Raw genomic sequence first — 15,022 nt, 5'->3', positions numbered from 1 at the left:
GAGCGGGGGACTTCCCGCCGGGCGACGATCAGGCGTCGACGCGCTCGCGGTCCTCGGCGGCGCGCCGCGGCAGCAGCCGGGCGAGCAGCGGCCAGAGCAGGATCAACGCCACCACCGAATAGACGGTGATCGCGAACGGCGTGTTGACCAGGCCGGTCAGCTCACCGTTGCTGATCTGCAGCGCGCGGCGCATCTGCTGCTCGGCGGTCGGTCCCAGGATCACCGCGATGATCGCGGGCAGCACCGGCAGCCCGTAGCGGCGCATCGCGAACCCGATCAGGCCGATGATGAACAGCAGCAGCAGGTCCAGCGCGGAACCGCCGACCGCGTAGGCACCGACGCTGGCGAAGAACAGGATGCCCGCGTACAGGTACGGCCGCGGGATCTGCAGCAGCTTCGCCCACACCGGCGCCAGCGGCAGGTTGAGCACCAGCAGCAGCACCGAACCGATGAACATGCTCGCGATCAGCGCCCACACCAGGTCCGATTCGCGCTCGAACAGCAGCGGGCCAGGCTGGATGCCGTACTGCTGGAACGCCGCCAGCATCACCGCGGCCACCGCCGTGGTGGGCAGCCCCAGGGTCAGCAGCGAGACCATGGTGCCCGCCGCCGAGGCGCTCGCGGTGGCCTCCGGGCCCGCCACGCCTTCGATGGCGCCCTTGCCGAACTCGTCGCGGTGCCGGGACAGCCGCCGCTCCGCCACGTAGGACAGGAACGTCGGGATCTCCGCCCCGCCCGCCGGGATCGCCCCGAACGGGAAACCGATCGCCGGACCGCGCAGCCACGGCTTCCACGCCCGCTTGACGTCCGCGGCGCCCAGCCACGGCCGGCCCACCGGGATCGCCTGGCCGGAGGTGCGGCGCAGGTGCGCGGCCACCCACAGCGACTCGCCGATGGCGAACAGACCGACCGCGACGATCACCACGTCCACCCCGTCGGCCAGGTGCAGGATGCCGAAGGTGAGCCGCTGCTGGCCGGTCATCTCGTCCAGCCCGATCAGACCGATGGTCAAGCCGATGAGCAGCGAGGCGAAACCCCGCACCCGCGACTTGCCCAGCACCGAGGTCACCGCGATGAACGCCAGCACCATGATCGCCAGGTAGTCCGGCGCACCGATGTTCACCGCCAGCGACGCCACCGTCGGGGCCAGCAGGGCCAGCAGCGTGATGCCGACGATCGCGCCGACGAAGTGCCCGATCGCCGCGGTGGCCAGCGCCTGCGCGCCGCGTCCCTTGCGGGCCATCGGGTTGCCGTCGATGGCGGCCACCACGGCCGCGCTCTCCCCCGGCGTGTTCAGCAGGATCGAGGTGGTCGAGCCGCCGAACATCCCGCCGAAGTAGATCCCGGCGAACATGATGAACGCCGCCGTCGGTTCCAGGGCGTAGGTCACCGGCAGCAGCAGCGCCACCGCCATCGCCGGACCGATGCCCGGCAGCACCCCGATCGCGGTGCCCAGCAGCACGCCGAGCGCCGCCCACACCAGGTTCATCGGGCTCAGCGCGGTGCCGAACCCCTCGATCAGCAGGGACAACGATTCCACGTCAGAGCACCCCCATCAGCGGACCACCGGGCAGGGGAACACCGAGCAGGTGGTTGAAGGCCACGTAGGTCAGCAGCGACAGCGCGGCGGCGATCAGCGGATCACGCACCGGGTTGCGGCTGCCCAGGGCGTACGCGCAGCCCCAGAACAGGATCATCCCGGACAGCGGGAAGCCGATGATGCCGATCAGCGCCGCGTTGGCCAGGAACGCCGCGCTGAGCAGCAGCACGGTGCGCCAGTCGCTCGGCGCGGACAGGTCGACGTCCTCGCCGCTCTCCGACTCGCCGCGACCGCCGCGCAGCACGTCGCGGGCCAGCAGCGCCGCCACCACCAGCAGCAGCCCGCCGACCAGGTAGGGCACCGTCTTCGGCCCGATCGGGCCGCGCTGGGTGAAATCGGTGTTGATGGTGGCGGCGTCGGCGATCACCAACGCGCCCAGCACCGCCAGCAGCAGGCAGACGCCCAGCTCGGAGTGCTCCCGCAGCCACCGCCGCGTCGAGCGCGGCTCCTCGGCCGCCGGGGTTTCGGTCGTGCTCATGCCAGCCCCAACTCCTCCAGGACCGAGGCGACCCGGTCGTTCTCCTGGCGCAGGAACTCGCCGAACTCCGGGCCCGGCTGGAACGCGTCATCCCAGCCGTTGCGGACCAGCGCCTCCCGCCACTCCGGCGTGTCGTGCATCGCGGTGAACAGCTCGATGAGCCGGGTCCGCTCCTCCTCGGACAGCTCGGGCGGCGCCACGACACCGCGCCAGTTGGTGAACTGCACGTCCACGCCGGCCTCGGTCAGCGTCGGGGCGTCCACGCCCGGGATGCGCTTGGCGCCGGTCACGCCCAGCACCCGCAGCTCCCCGGCCTCGATCTGGTCCCGGTACTCGCCGATGCCGGAGACGCCGAAGGCGACCTTGCCGCCGAGCACGGAGGCGAGCAGTTCCCCACCACCGTCGAAGGGCACGTAGCTGACCTCCGTCGGGGGCAGGCCGATCGCCTTGGCCATGAGCATCGGCGCCAGGTGGTCGGGGCCGCCGGGCGAAGAGCCGCCGCCGACCGGGACCTCCCCGGGCCGTTCCTTCCACGCCGCGAGGAGCTGGTCGAGGCTGCGGTAGGGCGAGTCCTTGCCCACCACGACGACCTCGGGTTCCTCGACGAGCTTGGCGATCGGCGTGGTGTCCTGCAGCGACACCGGCGAGTGGTTGGTGTAGACGCTGCCGACCACGCCGAGGCCCATGGACATCGCGAGCTTGCCGTTGCCCGCTTCGTTGACGACCCGGCCGAGCCCCACGGTGCCGCCCGCGCCGGGCAGGTTGAACACCTCGACGCCGCCGGCGAGGTCGTTGTCCTCCATGGCCTTGACCGCGGTCCGGGCCGTGATGTCGTACCCGCCGCCGGGCGAGTTGGGCACCAGCATCCGCAGGCCGCGGAGCTGGGCGCTGGCGGCCCCGTCGGAACCGCTGCTGATCAGGGGTGGCACCAGCAGGACCAGCAGCACCGCTGCGGCCGATGCGAGCGCGCTGCGCAGGCGCACGGACAACCCCGCCTCTCCGTTGATGGTGGGAACAGTGAGCTGGGTCATGCTGCACAGCGGTGGTGCGCGTTGTCTCCCTTGTGCAGCTAACGAACCTTTTGTTCGTTGCGTAAGGAATGCCGCGGCCGACCTCCGGTGCGGCGCCGGCCGGCCGCGCGGTTACCGTGCTGCGTGCCCGACCAGCGCCGGAGGGAGGTCAGCAGTGCTCGGCAGCCGCGGTCCGCTCTCCCGCCAGCTCCTGCGCTGGCAGCTCGTGATCATCTTCGTGCTGCTGGCCTCGATCGCGGTGTTCTCGGTGGCCCAGAGCGCCGCGTCGTTCCGCGCCACCGAGGGCCGCAAGCTGCTGTCGGTGGCCGAGGACGTGGCCTCCACCCGCGGCGTCCGGGTGGCGCTGGCCGACCCCTACCGGCGGGACGCGCTGCCCACCTTCGCCGAGAGCGCCCGCAGCCTTTCCGGCGCCGACGAGGTGGTCATCGCCGACGGCCGGGGCATCGTGCTCACCTCGCCCGATCCGTCGCAGCGCGGCAGGCCGCTGCCCCTCGGGGAGAGCACCGCGCTGGACGGGCGGGCCTGGATCGGCGAGATCACCGCGGACGGCGTCGACTCGCTGGTCGCCCAGGTGCCGGTGATCTCCCGCGACGCCCGGATCATCGGCGTCGTCTCGGCCGGGCGGGCCACCCCGGACCTGCTGCAGGGCGTGCGGGAGGCGCCGGAGAACCCGATGGCGCTGCTGGCCTTCGCCACCGTGCTCGGGGTCGCCGGGTCGGTGCTGCTGGCCCGCCGGGTCAAGCGCCAGACGCTCGGCCTGGAGCCGCAGGAGATCACCCGGCTCGTCGAGCACCGCGAGGCGCTGCTGCACGGCGTCCGGGAAGGCGTCCTCGGCGTGGACCAGCAGCACCGGATCACGCTGGTCAACGACCAGGCGCGGACGCTGCTCGCGCTGCCCGAGGACTGCCTGGGGCGCGACATCGACTCGCTGGACCTCAACGACCGGGCCCGCGACGTGCTCACCGGGCGCACCGACGGGGTGGACCAGATCGTGCTCCGGCGCGGCCGGGTGGTGGTGCTCAACCGGATGCCGATCTCCTCGGTCGGGGCGGTGGTGACCATGCGCGACCGCACCGAGCTCGCCGACCTGCAGCGGGAGCTGGAGGTGCACCGCGACACCACCGAAACGCTGCGGGCGCAGGCGCACGAGTTCAGCAACCGGCTGCACACCATCGCCGGCCTGATCGAGCTCGGCGAGCACGAGGAGCTGGCCCGCTACGTCGACCGGGTCAGCCACACCCGGCAGCAGTGGCAGGCCGAGATCAGCGCCCGGGTCCACGACCCGGCGACGGCGGCGCTGCTGGTGGCCAAGGCCAGCCTGGCCGCCGAGAAGGGCGTCGGGCTGCGGCTGCACGAGGGCAGCCACCTGCCCACCATCGACGAGCAGCTCTCCGCCGACCTGGTGACCGTCCTGGGCAACCTGGTGGACAACGCGCTGGACGCGCTGGAGGGCACCACCGGCGCGCAGCGCTGGGTGGAGGTGGACGTGCGCCACCGCGACGAGGTCGTGGTGGTGGTGCGCGATTCCGGGCCCGGGGTTGCGGCGGAGATCGTCGAGGAGGTCTTCTCGCACGGGTTCACCACCAAGGCGGCCCGGGACGGCCAGCGCGGGCTGGGGCTGGCGCTGACCAGGCAGATCTGCCACCGGCGGGGCGGGTCGGTGCACGTGCACAACGCGCACGGGGCGGTGTTCACGGCGCGGTTGCCGGTCGGCGCGCACGAGGTCGGGGAGGCGACGACGTGATCAAGGTGCTGGTGGTCGACGACGACTTCATGGTGGCGAAGATCCACAGCGGGTACGTGGCGCGGGTGCCGGGGTTCGAGGTGGTCGGCATCGCGCACACCGGCGGCGACGCGCTCCGGCTGGTCGACGAGCTGCGCCCCGAGCTGGTGCTGCTCGACATCTACCTGCCCGACCTCGACGGCCTGGCCGTGCTGCGCGAGCTGCGGGGCAGCACCGCGCGCCCCTCGGCCGACCCCGACGTGCTGGTGATCAGCGCCGCCCGGGACCTGGACACGGTGCGCGGCGCGGTGCGCGGCGGTGCGCTGCACTACCTGATCAAACCGTTCAGCTACGAGGCGCTGCGCGACCAGCTCGAGCACTTCCGCGCGCTGCACCAGCGGCTCAGCGCGCTGCCCGGGGACTCCCCCGCGGCGCAGCAGGACGTCGACCAGCTCTTCGGCTCGCGGAGCCGGGCGGCGACGCCGCCGAAGGGCCTGGCGACCGAGACCGCCGAGGTGGTGGAACGCATCCTGCGGCAGGTCGGCGAGGCGGGCGGCGACCTCTCGGCGGCGGAGTGCGCCGACGCCAGCGAGCTGTCCCGGGTCAGCGCCCGCAAGTACCTGGAGCACTTCGCCGACACCGGGCGGGCCGAGGTCCGCCTGCGCTACGGCGGCACCGGCCGTCCGGAACGCCGCTACCGCTGGCTGCCCTGAGCCCCGGTGAGCCCGTCTCACCTGATCACGGTGGCGACCGCCACCGTGCCCGGAACCGCTGCGGCATCTGGACAATTCACCCTGGTAACGTGAGAACGTGCCCGAGACATCGACGCTGCGCGCCTCCACCACCTCGGGCAAGCGGACCCGCAAGATCAGCTGGGATCTGGTCCGCAGCCTGTGCGTGATCCTGGTCATGGTCTACCACTCCACGTACCTGAGCACGTACCTGCACCCGGAGCTCGCCCCGCGCACCCTCGTCTTCCCGTGGCAGGTCGGCGCCAGCCTGCTGCTGGTCATCTCGGCCTACTTCGCCTGCGTGACGATCGGGCGGGGCACGATGCTGCGCTACTGGTGGGGGCGGATGGCCAGGCTCCTGCCGCCGTTCATCGGCGCGGTGGTCGTCATCTTCGCGGTGATGCGCTGGGCGGCGATCGACGGCTGGTTCCACCCGACCTACAGCGAGCTGGCCGCGAACCTGCTCATGCTGTGGAACTGGAACCCGGGCGAGCACTACTTCATCGACGGCTCGCACTGGACGGTGCCGCTGCAGCTCATGGGCTTCACGGTGGCGGCGCTGCTGTTCAAGTCCGCCTGGGGGCACGGGCGCCGCATCCGCGCGGTGCTGTGGGTGGCGGTGCTGCTGCCGATCGCCCAGTGGCCGCTGCGCGTGTCGGACCCGCCGGAGCTGTACCGCACGATCGTCGACGGCATCGGGATGCACCGCTGGCACCTGTTCGTGGTGGGCGTGGCCATCTGGCTGTGGTCGACCCGCCGGATCGGCCTCGGGCACTTCGGCGCGCTGCTGGCGGCCTGCATGACCGGCCAGGCGCTGCACAACTACGCCGAGACGCCGGAAGGCCTGGTCGCCGACTGGGGCTCCACCGTCGGCGTCTGCATCGGGATGCTCGTGGTGGCCATCACCGCCTACGGGCCGGACTGGAACCGGGTGGTGCCCACCTGGCTGGCCGGGCGGATCACCTGGTTCGCCGGGATCTCCTACGGCGTGTTCCTGATGCACCAGACCGTCGGCTACATCGTCTCCCGCAAGCTCCAGGACGTCGGCGTCGGACCCACGCTGCAGACCGTCGCGATGCTGGTCACCGGCGTGGTGCTGGGCTGGGCGCTGACCCGCGTGGTGGAACGTCCGACGCACCGGTTCCTGATGCACGGCTACGACCGGCTGGCGGCCCGCAAGCAGGCCTGACCCGAGCCGCCCGCGGGGGACGCTCTCACGTCCGCTGAGGAGCCGCTGAGCGGCTCGCGCGGCACCGGACCGGCGCCGCGGTGGGGGCGGACGTCACCGCGCCCGCCCCCGACCCGGGTTCAGGACGTGGTCGCGGCCACGCCCGAGTCCTGCGGCAGCGGTTCCTCGTGGCGCTGCCGGGGGACCGGGACGTCGTCGACCGGCACCTCGTCGCCGTGCACGACCGCCTCGACGTACTCGTCGGAGGCGCCGTCGTCCTGCCCCGACTCGGTGGCGGCGAGGAACGGTTCGGCCGCGGTGAGCACCTGCTGGGCCTGGCGGACCCGCTCGGCGAGGTCCCGGCGCATCCGCAGCATGGTGTCGGCGTACTCGTCGGCCCGACGGATCCGCCGCTCGGCCTCGGCGTTGGCCTCGGCGAGGCGGCGCTGCGCCTGGGCGCGGCTGTTGCGCTCGCGCTCGGCCTGCACCCGCAGCGCCTCCTCCCGGCGCGCCGCGATGGAGATCTCGAAGTCCTGTTCGATCTGGGTTCGGCGGCCCTCGGCGACCACGTCGAGCCGCTTGCGCTGCTCCTCGGCCTCGCGGGCCATCTGCTGGACCTCGTCGCGGGTCCGGGCGAGCACCTCGGTGCGCTGCTCCTCGGTCCGCTGGCGCCACTCGTCGGCCTCGGCGACCAGGTTCTCGTAGCGGGTCCGCAGCTCCACCGCCGACTGCTGGGAGCGGGCCCACTCGTGCTCGGCGGCGGATTTGGCCGCGGCGACCACGTCGGAGGCCTCGTCCTGGGCCAGCCGGACCATCCGGCGCAACCGGTCGGACAGCGCGGACTCCTCGATCGGCGTCCTGGCCTGCTCGTCGAGCTGCTGCTTGAGCGCTTCGACCTCGGCCCGGGCCTGGTCGAGCTGAGCGGACAGGTCGGCGACCTGGCTCAGCGCGGAATCGCGGTCCTCGGCGAGCAGTTGCAGCTCGGCCTCGGTCTGCTGGACGTAGAACTTCACCTGCGACCGGCGGTATCCCCACCAGACGCCGTCGAAATCCGCCTTCAGCGGCACGAGTTCACGATCTTCGTTGTAGCCCACGGTCTCACCCCGCTCGAGTTGATCTTCAGTGCTGGGAGCGAGCCACGCCCCGACGCGGCAAGGTCCGTCGCGCACCGGGAAACGCGCTGCGGTGCTCCACCGGGACGGACCGGCGGGCGGCCACCGGCGCGTGGTGCGCACGGATCGCTGGCGCCATTGTCCACCGCGCACACCTCGGAGATCAACTGCCCGGGAAACCGCGCAATCGAGGGGACATCGGAAGTTGACCGGTCGTACACCAGGTCCGGTCGAACAGGACGACTCGCCCGTACCCGGGTCGCGCCGCGGGGAAACGGGAAGAACGCCGCAATCGCACCATCCCGCACGAACGGCCCGCGATCAAGAGCACCGGACCCACCGCGCCGGATCCGGTCCCGCGCCCGCTCAGGCCGCGGCACCCAGCACGCGGCGGAAGACCTGCTCGACCTCCTCGCGCGCGGGGACTGATTCGCGCACCACGCCTTGCAGCAGCAGCCCGCAGAACGCCGCGGACAGCGCCCGGCCGGTGATCGCGTCGGTGTGCGCGGTGAACAGCTCGGCGAGCTCGGCGTCCCACTCCTGGCTGACGTGGCGCAGCGCCGGGCGGTGCAGCGCGGCGAGGTAGAGCTCGTGCTGCACGGCGGTCTGCGACCGCGCGGGGCCGAGGTAGTGCAGCACCAGATCGGCCAGCGCGCCGACGAAGTCGCCGTCACCGAGGGTGGTGGCCCAGCGTCGGATGTGCGCGACGTCGTCGGCGGCGGCCTGCCGCAGCGCCATCGCGAGCAGGTCGTCGAGGGTTCGGAAGTAGTAGGTGGTGGAGCCCAGCGGCACGCCGGCCTGGGCGGCCACCGCGCGGTGCGTCAGCTTGTCGAGCCCGCGCTCGGCGACCACGTCGATGGCGGCGCGGGCGATCCGCTCCCGCCGGGCCGGCCCCTTGCCCTGCGCCTTGCCGGCCGCTCCCGCGGCGGCGGTGCGGCCGGATCCGGTGCTGTCCTCGCGGGCGGCCGATGGCGTGATCGACATGTGCTGCGGTGCCTCCCGTTCGGCGCTCGGATCCCGGTCCCGCCGGACAGCCTGCCACGCCGGGTGGTCACGACGATGCGGTGCACGTCACCCGCCTCGCGTTTGCGCAGTTCAGAGCGCAAAATCCGAACACCATTCGCAACAATGTGCGCCCGATGATGTACATCTGTACAACAACGGTGTTAGGGTCCTTTCCGGCACTGCGCAGGGATTCGGCCGAGATCGCCGACCGCGCGCCATCGCGAATGAGCGCCGCCACCGAATGCAGTCCGGGAGGTGAAGGAGCAGCACCGCTGGCGGTACGGCCGAATTCGGTGATCACCGCGACTGCCGCGGCGCCGTTTCGCTATCGATCCGCCACCCCGAATGGCGGAGGAATGCACCGACGAGGACAACGGGGAAAACGCTCCATGTCGCACGCTGAAGGAACCTCGGTGAACGCGGGCAAATCCGGTCCGGACGCCCCCCATTCGCTGTTCATCGACGGGCAGTGGGTCTCCGCCGCCGGCGGAGGCACCCGCGAGATCCGCAGTCCCGCCGACGGCGGCCTGGTCGCCGTCGTCGACGAGGCCGACCGCTCCGACGCCGAGCGGGCCGTCACCGCCGCCCGCCGCGCGTTCGACACCACCGGCTGGTCCACCACCTCCGCCTGGGAGCGCGGTGACCTGCTGCTCCGGGTCTCCGACATCCTGGTGCGCGACCGCGACGAGTTCGCCCGCGCCGAATCGCGCGACACCGGCAAGCGGCTGGTGGAGAGCGAGTTCGACATGGACGACATCGCGGCCTGCTTCCGGTACTACGGCAAGCTCGCCGGTCAGGACGCCGGTCACCTGGTGGACACCGGTTCGGTGGAGGCCATCAGCCGCGTGCAGTACGAGCCGGTCGGGGTCTGCGGCCTGATCACGCCGTGGAACTTCCCGCTGCTGCAGGTGGCCTGGAAGGTCGCCCCGGCGCTGGCCGCGGGCAACACCTTCGTGCTCAAGCCCAGCGAGCTGACCCCCGGCACCGCGATCCTGCTGATGCGGGCGCTGGCCGAGGCGGGGCTGCCCGCCGGGGTCGGCAACCTGGTGCTGGGCGCCGGCGCGGAGGTCGGCGCGGTGCTCGCCGAGCACCCCGACATCGACCTGGTCTCCTTCACCGGTGGCCTGCACACAGGCCGCGCCATCTCCGCGAGCGCGGCGGGCACCGTCAAGAAGGTGGCCCTGGAGCTGGGCGGCAAGAACCCCAACGTGGTCTTCGCCGACGCCGATTTCGAGACCGCCGTCGACTACGCGCTCACGGCGGTCTTCCTGCACTCCGGCCAGGTGTGCTCGGCGGGTGCCCGGTTGATCGTGCAGGACGAGCTGCACGACGCGCTGGTCGACGAGGTGGTCCGCCGCGCCGAGCGGATCCGCATCGGCGGACCGTTCGACGCCGACGCCGAGACCGGTCCGCTGATCTCGGCCGCCCACCTGGCCAAGGTCGAGGACTACGTGGCCCGCTCGGTCGCCGAGGGCGCGGTGCTGCGCACCGGCGGGGGCCGCCCGGCGGGCGAGCGGTACGCCAACGGGCACTTCTACCTGCCGACCGTGCTCGACGAGGTGCGGCAGGGCTCGCACGCGGTCGTCGAGGAGTCCTTCGGGCCGGTGCTCACCGTGGAGCGGTTCACCGACGAGGACGACGCGGTGCGGATCGCCAACGACACGCACTACGGCTTGGCCGCCGGGGTCTTCACCGGCGATCCGGCGCGCGCCCAGCGGGTCGCCAACCGGCTGCGCCACGGGACCGTCTGGATCAACGACTTCCATCCCTACCTGCCGCAGGCCGAGTGGGGCGGGTACAAGCAGTCCGGCACCGGGCGCGAACTCGGCCGCGCCGGGCTCGGCGAATACCAGGAGACGAAGCACGTCTACCAGAATCTGCGCCCCGGACCGCAGCGCTGGTTCTCCGGAGAATGAGGAGGAATTCGTCCTGAGGTGGCGATCACCGCCACCACGCGGCACTTGATCGTCCCCGCCGCCGACGATCGCGGGTGATCGATCTCCCCCATCGCGCAAAGACCACAAAAAGACCACCCGAATTCCCGGCCCGCCCTGGCGCGGGCCGGGAATCGGGAAAGGAGTTTCGGGGCATGAGCGCGCCCACCGGCGATGCCGAGCTCGAGGAGTTCGGCTACACCAACAAATTGAAGAGAAGTCTCGGAGGTTTCCACACCTTCGCCGCCGGGATCAGCTACATCTCGGTGCTCACCGGCACCTTCCAAATGTCCTACCTGGGTCTCTCCCACGGCGGGCCCGCCTACTGGTGGTCCTGGCCGATGGTGTTCATCGGGCAGTTGTTCGTGGCGTTGAGCTTCGCCGAGCTGGCTTCGAAGTACCCGATCGCCGGTTCCGTCTACAACTGGGCGAAGAAGCTGGGCGGCCAGCACGTCGGCTGGCTGGCCGGCTGGATGATGCTGCTGGCCTCCATCGTCTCCATCGCGGCCACCTCGCTGGCCTACCAGAACACGTTGCCGCAGCTCTGGGAAGGGTTCCAGGTCGTCGGCGACGGCAGCACCGACACCGAGCAGGCCGTCAACGGCATCCTGCTGGCCCTGGTGCTGATCCTGTTCACCACGCTGGTCAACGCCTTCGGCGTCAAGCTGATGGCCCGGATCAACAGCGCCGGGGTGCTCCTGGAGCTGATCGCCGCGGTGCTGCTCATCATCGCGCTGCTGTTCGTGGTGCAGAACCCGCCGACGGTGGTCCTCGAAACCTCCGGCACCGAGAACGCCCACGGCGGCAGCTACCTGAGCGCGTTCCTCATCGCGGGCATCGCCTCGTCCTACGTCATGTACGGCTTCGACACCGCCGCCTCGCTCGGCGAGGAGTCCGTCGACCCGCACCGCAAGGCCCCCAAGGCCATCCTGCAGGCGCTGGTCGCCTCCGCCGTGCTGGGCGGGCTCATCATCCTGCTCGGCCTGATGGCCATCCGCGACCTCTCGGCGCCGGAACTGGCCGACAGCGGCCTGCAGTTCGTGCTCGGCGACGCGCTGGGCCCGGTGGTCGGCCGGTTGTTCCTGGTGGCGATCTTCATCGCGATCACCGTGTGCGTGCTGGCGGTGCACACCGCCGCCATCCGGATGGCCTTCGCGATGGCCCGCGACAACGCGCTGCCCGGTGGCTCCAAGCTCGCCAAGGTCAGCCCGCGGTTCCAGACCCCCGTGGTCCCCGCGGTGCTCATCGGGGTGCTCGCGGTCGTGCTGCTGCTGGTCAACATCGGCCAGCCGCAGATCTTCACCACCGTGACCAGCCTGGCGATCATCCTCATCTACGTCTCGTACCTGCTGGTCACGGTGCCGATGCTGATCGCGCGGCTGCGCGGCAGGTGGCAGGCCGACCAGCAGCCCGGCCGGTTCAACCTCGGCAAGTTCGGCCTGCCCGTCAACATCCTCGCGGTGCTGTGGGGCCTGGCCATGACGGTGAACCTGATCTGGCCGCGGCGCGCGGTCTACAACGCCGAGCCGCCGTACCACTGGTACCTGCAGTACAGCTCGCTGCTGTTCGTCGGCATCGCCGCGCTGGGCGGCTTCACCTACTACTGGTTCGTGCAGCGCCACAAGATCGGGGTGCTGGCCGACCACGCCGCGACGACCGACGAGTCCACCGCCGCCGACGACGAACAGCCCGTCGGCTGAACGCGATGATGCCGGGGCCGCCCGCGCGGCCCCACCCCCGCAGAAACGGAGAGTGCTCCCGATGACAGACCAGTTCGATTACGTCGTGGTCGGCGGCGGCAGCGCCGGAGCGGCCGTCGCGGCCCGGCTCTCGGAGGACCCGGACGTCACCGTCTGCCTGCTGGAGGCCGGGCCGTCCGACGTGGGCGACAAGGCGGTCCTGGAGCTCGACCGCTGGATGGCCCTGCTGGAGTCCGGCTACGACTGGGACTACCAGGTGGAGCCGCAGGACCAGGGCAACTCGTTCATGCGCCACGCCCGCGCCCGGGTGCTGGGCGGCTGCTCCTCGCACAACTCCTGCATCGCCTTCTGGGCACCCGCCGAGGACCTCGACGAGTGGGCATCGATGGGCGCGACCGGCTGGAGCGCCGCGGACATCTTCCCGCTGTACAAGCGGTTGGAGACCAACGACGGCCCCGGTGACCACCACGGCCGCAGCGGACCGGTGACGATCCGCAGCGTGCCGCCGAAGGACCCGTGCGGCGTGGCGCTGCTGGAGGCGTGCGCCGAGGCGGGCATCCCCACCACCGAGTTCAACTCCGGGACCACGGTCACCCACGGCGCGAACTGGTTCCAGATCAACGCCCGCGAGGACGGCACCCGCTCCTCGTCCTCGGTGTCCTACCTGCACCCGATCCTGGACCGGGAGAACCTGGAGATCCGGACCGAGGCGCGGGTCCGGCAGGTCACCTTCGACGGCAAGCGGGCCACCGGCGTGCAGTACCTGGACCCGGACCAGATCCACACCCGCACCGTGACCGCGCGGCGCGAGGTGGTGCTGTCGGCGGGCGCGATCGACACCCCGAAGCTGCTCATGCTCTCCGGCATCGGACCGGCCGAGCACCTGCGCGAGGTGGGCGTCGACGTGCTGGTCGACTCCCCCGGCGTCGGCTCCAGCCTGCAGGACCACCCGGAGGGCGTGATCGCCTGGGAGGCCGCGCAGCCGATGGTGCAGGAATCCACGCAGTGGTGGGAGATCGGCATCTTCACCCGGACCGAGGAGGGCCTGGACCGGCCGGACCTGATGTTCCACTACGGTTCGGTGCCGTTCGACATGCACACCGTCCGGCAGGGCTACCCCACCTCGGAGAACAGCTTCTGCCTGACCCCGAACGTCACCCGCGCCCGGTCCACCGGCACGGTGCGGCTGCGCACCCGCGACTTCCGGGACAAGCCGAAGGTCGACCCGCGCTACTTCACCGACCCGCACGACATCCGGGTGATGACCGAGGGCATCAAGCTGGCCCGCCGGATCGCGTCCCAGTCGGCGCTGTCGGAGTGGGCCGGCGCGGAGCTCTACCCGGGCCCGGACGTGCGCACCGACGACGAGATCGCGGACTACATCCGGCGCACCCACAACACGGTGTACCACCCGGCGGCCTCGGTCCCGATGGGCGCCGACGACGACCCGAGCAAGCCGCTGGACGCGCGGCTGCGGGTCAAGGGCGTCGAGGGCCTGCGCGTCGCCGACGGCTCGGCGATGCCGTTCCTGGTCGCGGTGAACCCGAACATCACCACGATGGCGATCGGCGAGAAGTGCTCCGACATGCTCAAGGAGGACAACCGCTGACCCGGTGGGGCGCCCCGGTGGCGCCCCACCCCGCTTCAGCGCCGCCGCACCAGCACGAACACCGCTCCGGCCAGTGGAAGCACGACGAGGGCGGCCAGGCCGTATTCGAACGGCGGGGACGAGGTGAACGACCGCAGCGACGCACCGGAGCCCTGCCAGGCGGTCACCGTCGTCCCGCAGGTGATCTCGGCGGGGCCGGCGAACCAGCGGTCGACCTCCAGCTGCTCGCGCTGCCGCACCGGCCGGACCTCCCGCCGCTGCCCCGCCTCGGGCACGACGGCACAGGAGGCGGGGCGGGTGAAGTCGAGGACCAGCGCGCCGTCGTCCCAGCGGTACGGCTCCTCCCGCCCGAACGAGGTCCCGCCGAACGAGGCGGCCAGCATCGCCACCACCCCGGCGAGCCCGATCACGGCGCTGAGCAGGACCAGCAGGCAGCCGGGGAGCAGCCTCCGGCGACCGGTCACCACCGGTCCGGCTCCTGCGTCCAGTCGTCGTCCCAGTCGTCCTCGGACGGGCCGGGGCGACGGGGTGCCGGGCCCGCTTCCTCCCCCTTCGCCGCGATGATGTCGTCGACGTCGTGGCCCTCGTGCAGCAGCGTGCTCGCCTCTTGGACGTCGGCCATCCCGGCTGCGAGCCCGCGCTGCACGCCGGGGTCGTCCGACACCCGCCCGGCCAGCACGTCCTGCCAGGAGAACTCGCCCGCGTCGATGCGCTGCTGGAGCTCGGCGAGCTCCGGTGTCGCGCCGCCGCCGCGGGCGTGCCGCTCCAGCTCGGCGATGTCCTCCTCGGTGAGACCAGGTGCGGCGGTGCTGGTCCGAGCCGCCTCCTCGGCCACCTGCTCACCGGCGGTCAGCGCGTCGTCGAGCTGCGCCACGAGCTCGCTCAGCCGCGGATCGTTCAACGGGTTCGACACCGTCGGTCCTTTCGGGAG

The 15,022-nt window shown here is 71.8% G+C and carries 14 protein-coding genes; 6 read left to right on the top strand and 8 right to left on the bottom strand.

Annotated features, from left to right (window positions below; all coding sequences use genetic code 11):
- Positions 1-28: 28 nt before the first annotated feature.
- From ACQP0T_RS09370 to ACQP0T_RS09360, 3 genes are read right to left on the bottom strand one after another with little or no spacing between them, the layout of a single operon-like run.
- Complete coding sequence (locus ACQP0T_RS09370) at positions 29-1,489, bottom strand: tripartite tricarboxylate transporter permease (RefSeq protein ID WP_433873648.1); 1,461 nt, start codon at positions 1,487-1,489, stop codon at positions 29-31.
- A gap of 52 nt (positions 1,490-1,541) precedes the next feature.
- The gene (locus ACQP0T_RS09365; RefSeq protein WP_433872257.1) at positions 1,542-2,078 is read right to left on the bottom strand and encodes a tripartite tricarboxylate transporter TctB family protein; all 537 of its coding nucleotides are present in this window, start codon (positions 2,076-2,078) and stop codon (positions 1,542-1,544) included.
- Positions 2,075-3,061 (bottom strand): Bug family tripartite tricarboxylate transporter substrate binding protein, encoded by a 987-nt coding sequence (locus tag ACQP0T_RS09360; RefSeq protein ID WP_433873647.1) that lies wholly within the window; start codon positions 3,059-3,061, stop codon positions 2,075-2,077. The genes ACQP0T_RS09365 and ACQP0T_RS09360 overlap by 4 nt, the downstream gene beginning before the upstream one ends.
- Positions 3,062-3,263: 202 nt before the next feature.
- On the opposite strand from ACQP0T_RS09360, the gene ACQP0T_RS09355 reads away from it, so the two are divergent.
- The 3 genes from ACQP0T_RS09355 (at position 3,264) to ACQP0T_RS09345 (ending at position 6,752) form a co-directional block, all read left to right on the top strand.
- On the top strand, positions 3,264-4,853 hold the full coding sequence (locus ACQP0T_RS09355; RefSeq protein WP_433872255.1) for a sensor histidine kinase: 1,590 nt from the start codon (positions 3,264-3,266) through the stop codon (positions 4,851-4,853).
- Positions 4,850-5,545: a response regulator gene (locus ACQP0T_RS09350; RefSeq protein ID WP_433872254.1), complete on the top strand. Its 696-nt coding sequence runs from the start codon at positions 4,850-4,852 to the stop codon at positions 5,543-5,545. Before ACQP0T_RS09355 ends, ACQP0T_RS09350 begins: the two co-directional genes overlap by 4 nt.
- A 97-nt stretch (positions 5,546-5,642) precedes the next feature.
- On the top strand, positions 5,643-6,752 hold the full coding sequence (locus tag ACQP0T_RS09345; protein WP_433872252.1) for an acyltransferase family protein: 1,110 nt from the start codon (positions 5,643-5,645) through the stop codon (positions 6,750-6,752).
- 119 nt (positions 6,753-6,871) lie between these two features.
- Here the strand turns inward: ACQP0T_RS09345 and ACQP0T_RS09340 are convergent, their stop codons facing one another.
- The 3 genes from ACQP0T_RS09340 to ACQP0T_RS09330 all read right to left on the bottom strand — a co-directional run bounded on the left by ACQP0T_RS09340 (position 6,872) and on the right by ACQP0T_RS09330 (position 9,149).
- Positions 6,872-7,825, bottom strand: coding sequence for a cellulose-binding protein (locus ACQP0T_RS09340; RefSeq protein ID WP_433872250.1), 954 nt, complete (start codon positions 7,823-7,825; stop codon positions 6,872-6,874).
- Between the two features lie 384 nt (positions 7,826-8,209).
- Complete coding sequence (locus ACQP0T_RS09335) at positions 8,210-8,827, bottom strand: TetR/AcrR family transcriptional regulator (protein WP_433872248.1); 618 nt, start codon at positions 8,825-8,827, stop codon at positions 8,210-8,212.
- Positions 8,828-8,894: 67 nt separating this feature from the next.
- Positions 8,895-9,149 carry a hypothetical protein gene (locus tag ACQP0T_RS09330; protein ID WP_433872247.1) on the bottom strand — a complete coding sequence of 85 codons (255 nt, stop codon included), beginning with the start codon at positions 9,147-9,149 and terminating at the stop codon, positions 8,895-8,897.
- A gap of 112 nt (positions 9,150-9,261) precedes the next feature.
- Between ACQP0T_RS09330 and ACQP0T_RS09325 the strand changes: the two genes are divergently transcribed.
- From ACQP0T_RS09325 to ACQP0T_RS09315, 3 genes are all read left to right on the top strand, one after another.
- Positions 9,262-10,764 carry an aldehyde dehydrogenase family protein gene (locus ACQP0T_RS09325; protein WP_433872246.1) on the top strand — a complete coding sequence of 501 codons (1,503 nt, stop codon included), beginning with the start codon at positions 9,262-9,264 and terminating at the stop codon, positions 10,762-10,764.
- Between the two features lie 173 nt (positions 10,765-10,937).
- Positions 10,938-12,482, top strand: coding sequence for an APC family permease (locus ACQP0T_RS09320; RefSeq protein WP_433872244.1), 1,545 nt, complete (start codon positions 10,938-10,940; stop codon positions 12,480-12,482).
- Positions 12,483-12,543: 61 nt separating this feature from the next.
- A complete protein-coding gene (locus tag ACQP0T_RS09315) occupies positions 12,544-14,091 on the top strand; it encodes a GMC family oxidoreductase (protein ID WP_433872242.1) in 1,548 nt (515 codons plus the stop codon).
- 35 nt (positions 14,092-14,126) lie between these two features.
- Here ACQP0T_RS09315 and ACQP0T_RS09310 read toward each other — a convergent pair whose 3' ends face one another.
- Both ACQP0T_RS09310 and ACQP0T_RS09305 read right to left on the bottom strand, forming a co-directional pair.
- On the bottom strand, positions 14,127-14,555 hold the full coding sequence (locus ACQP0T_RS09310) for a hypothetical protein (protein WP_433872240.1): 429 nt from the start codon (positions 14,553-14,555) through the stop codon (positions 14,127-14,129).
- Positions 14,552-15,004: a hypothetical protein gene (locus tag ACQP0T_RS09305; protein WP_433872238.1), complete on the bottom strand. Its 453-nt coding sequence runs from the start codon at positions 15,002-15,004 to the stop codon at positions 14,552-14,554. The genes ACQP0T_RS09310 and ACQP0T_RS09305 overlap by 4 nt, the downstream gene beginning before the upstream one ends.
- Positions 15,005-15,022: the final 18 nt, after the last annotated feature.

Source organism: Saccharopolyspora sp. CA-218241 (genome assembly GCF_050954615.1).
GTDB classification, from domain to species: domain Bacteria; phylum Actinomycetota; class Actinomycetes; order Mycobacteriales; family Pseudonocardiaceae; genus Saccharopolyspora; species Saccharopolyspora cebuensis.
Note: the sequence above shows the minus strand (reverse complement) of the source record. Positions and strands in the feature narration are given on the sequence as shown.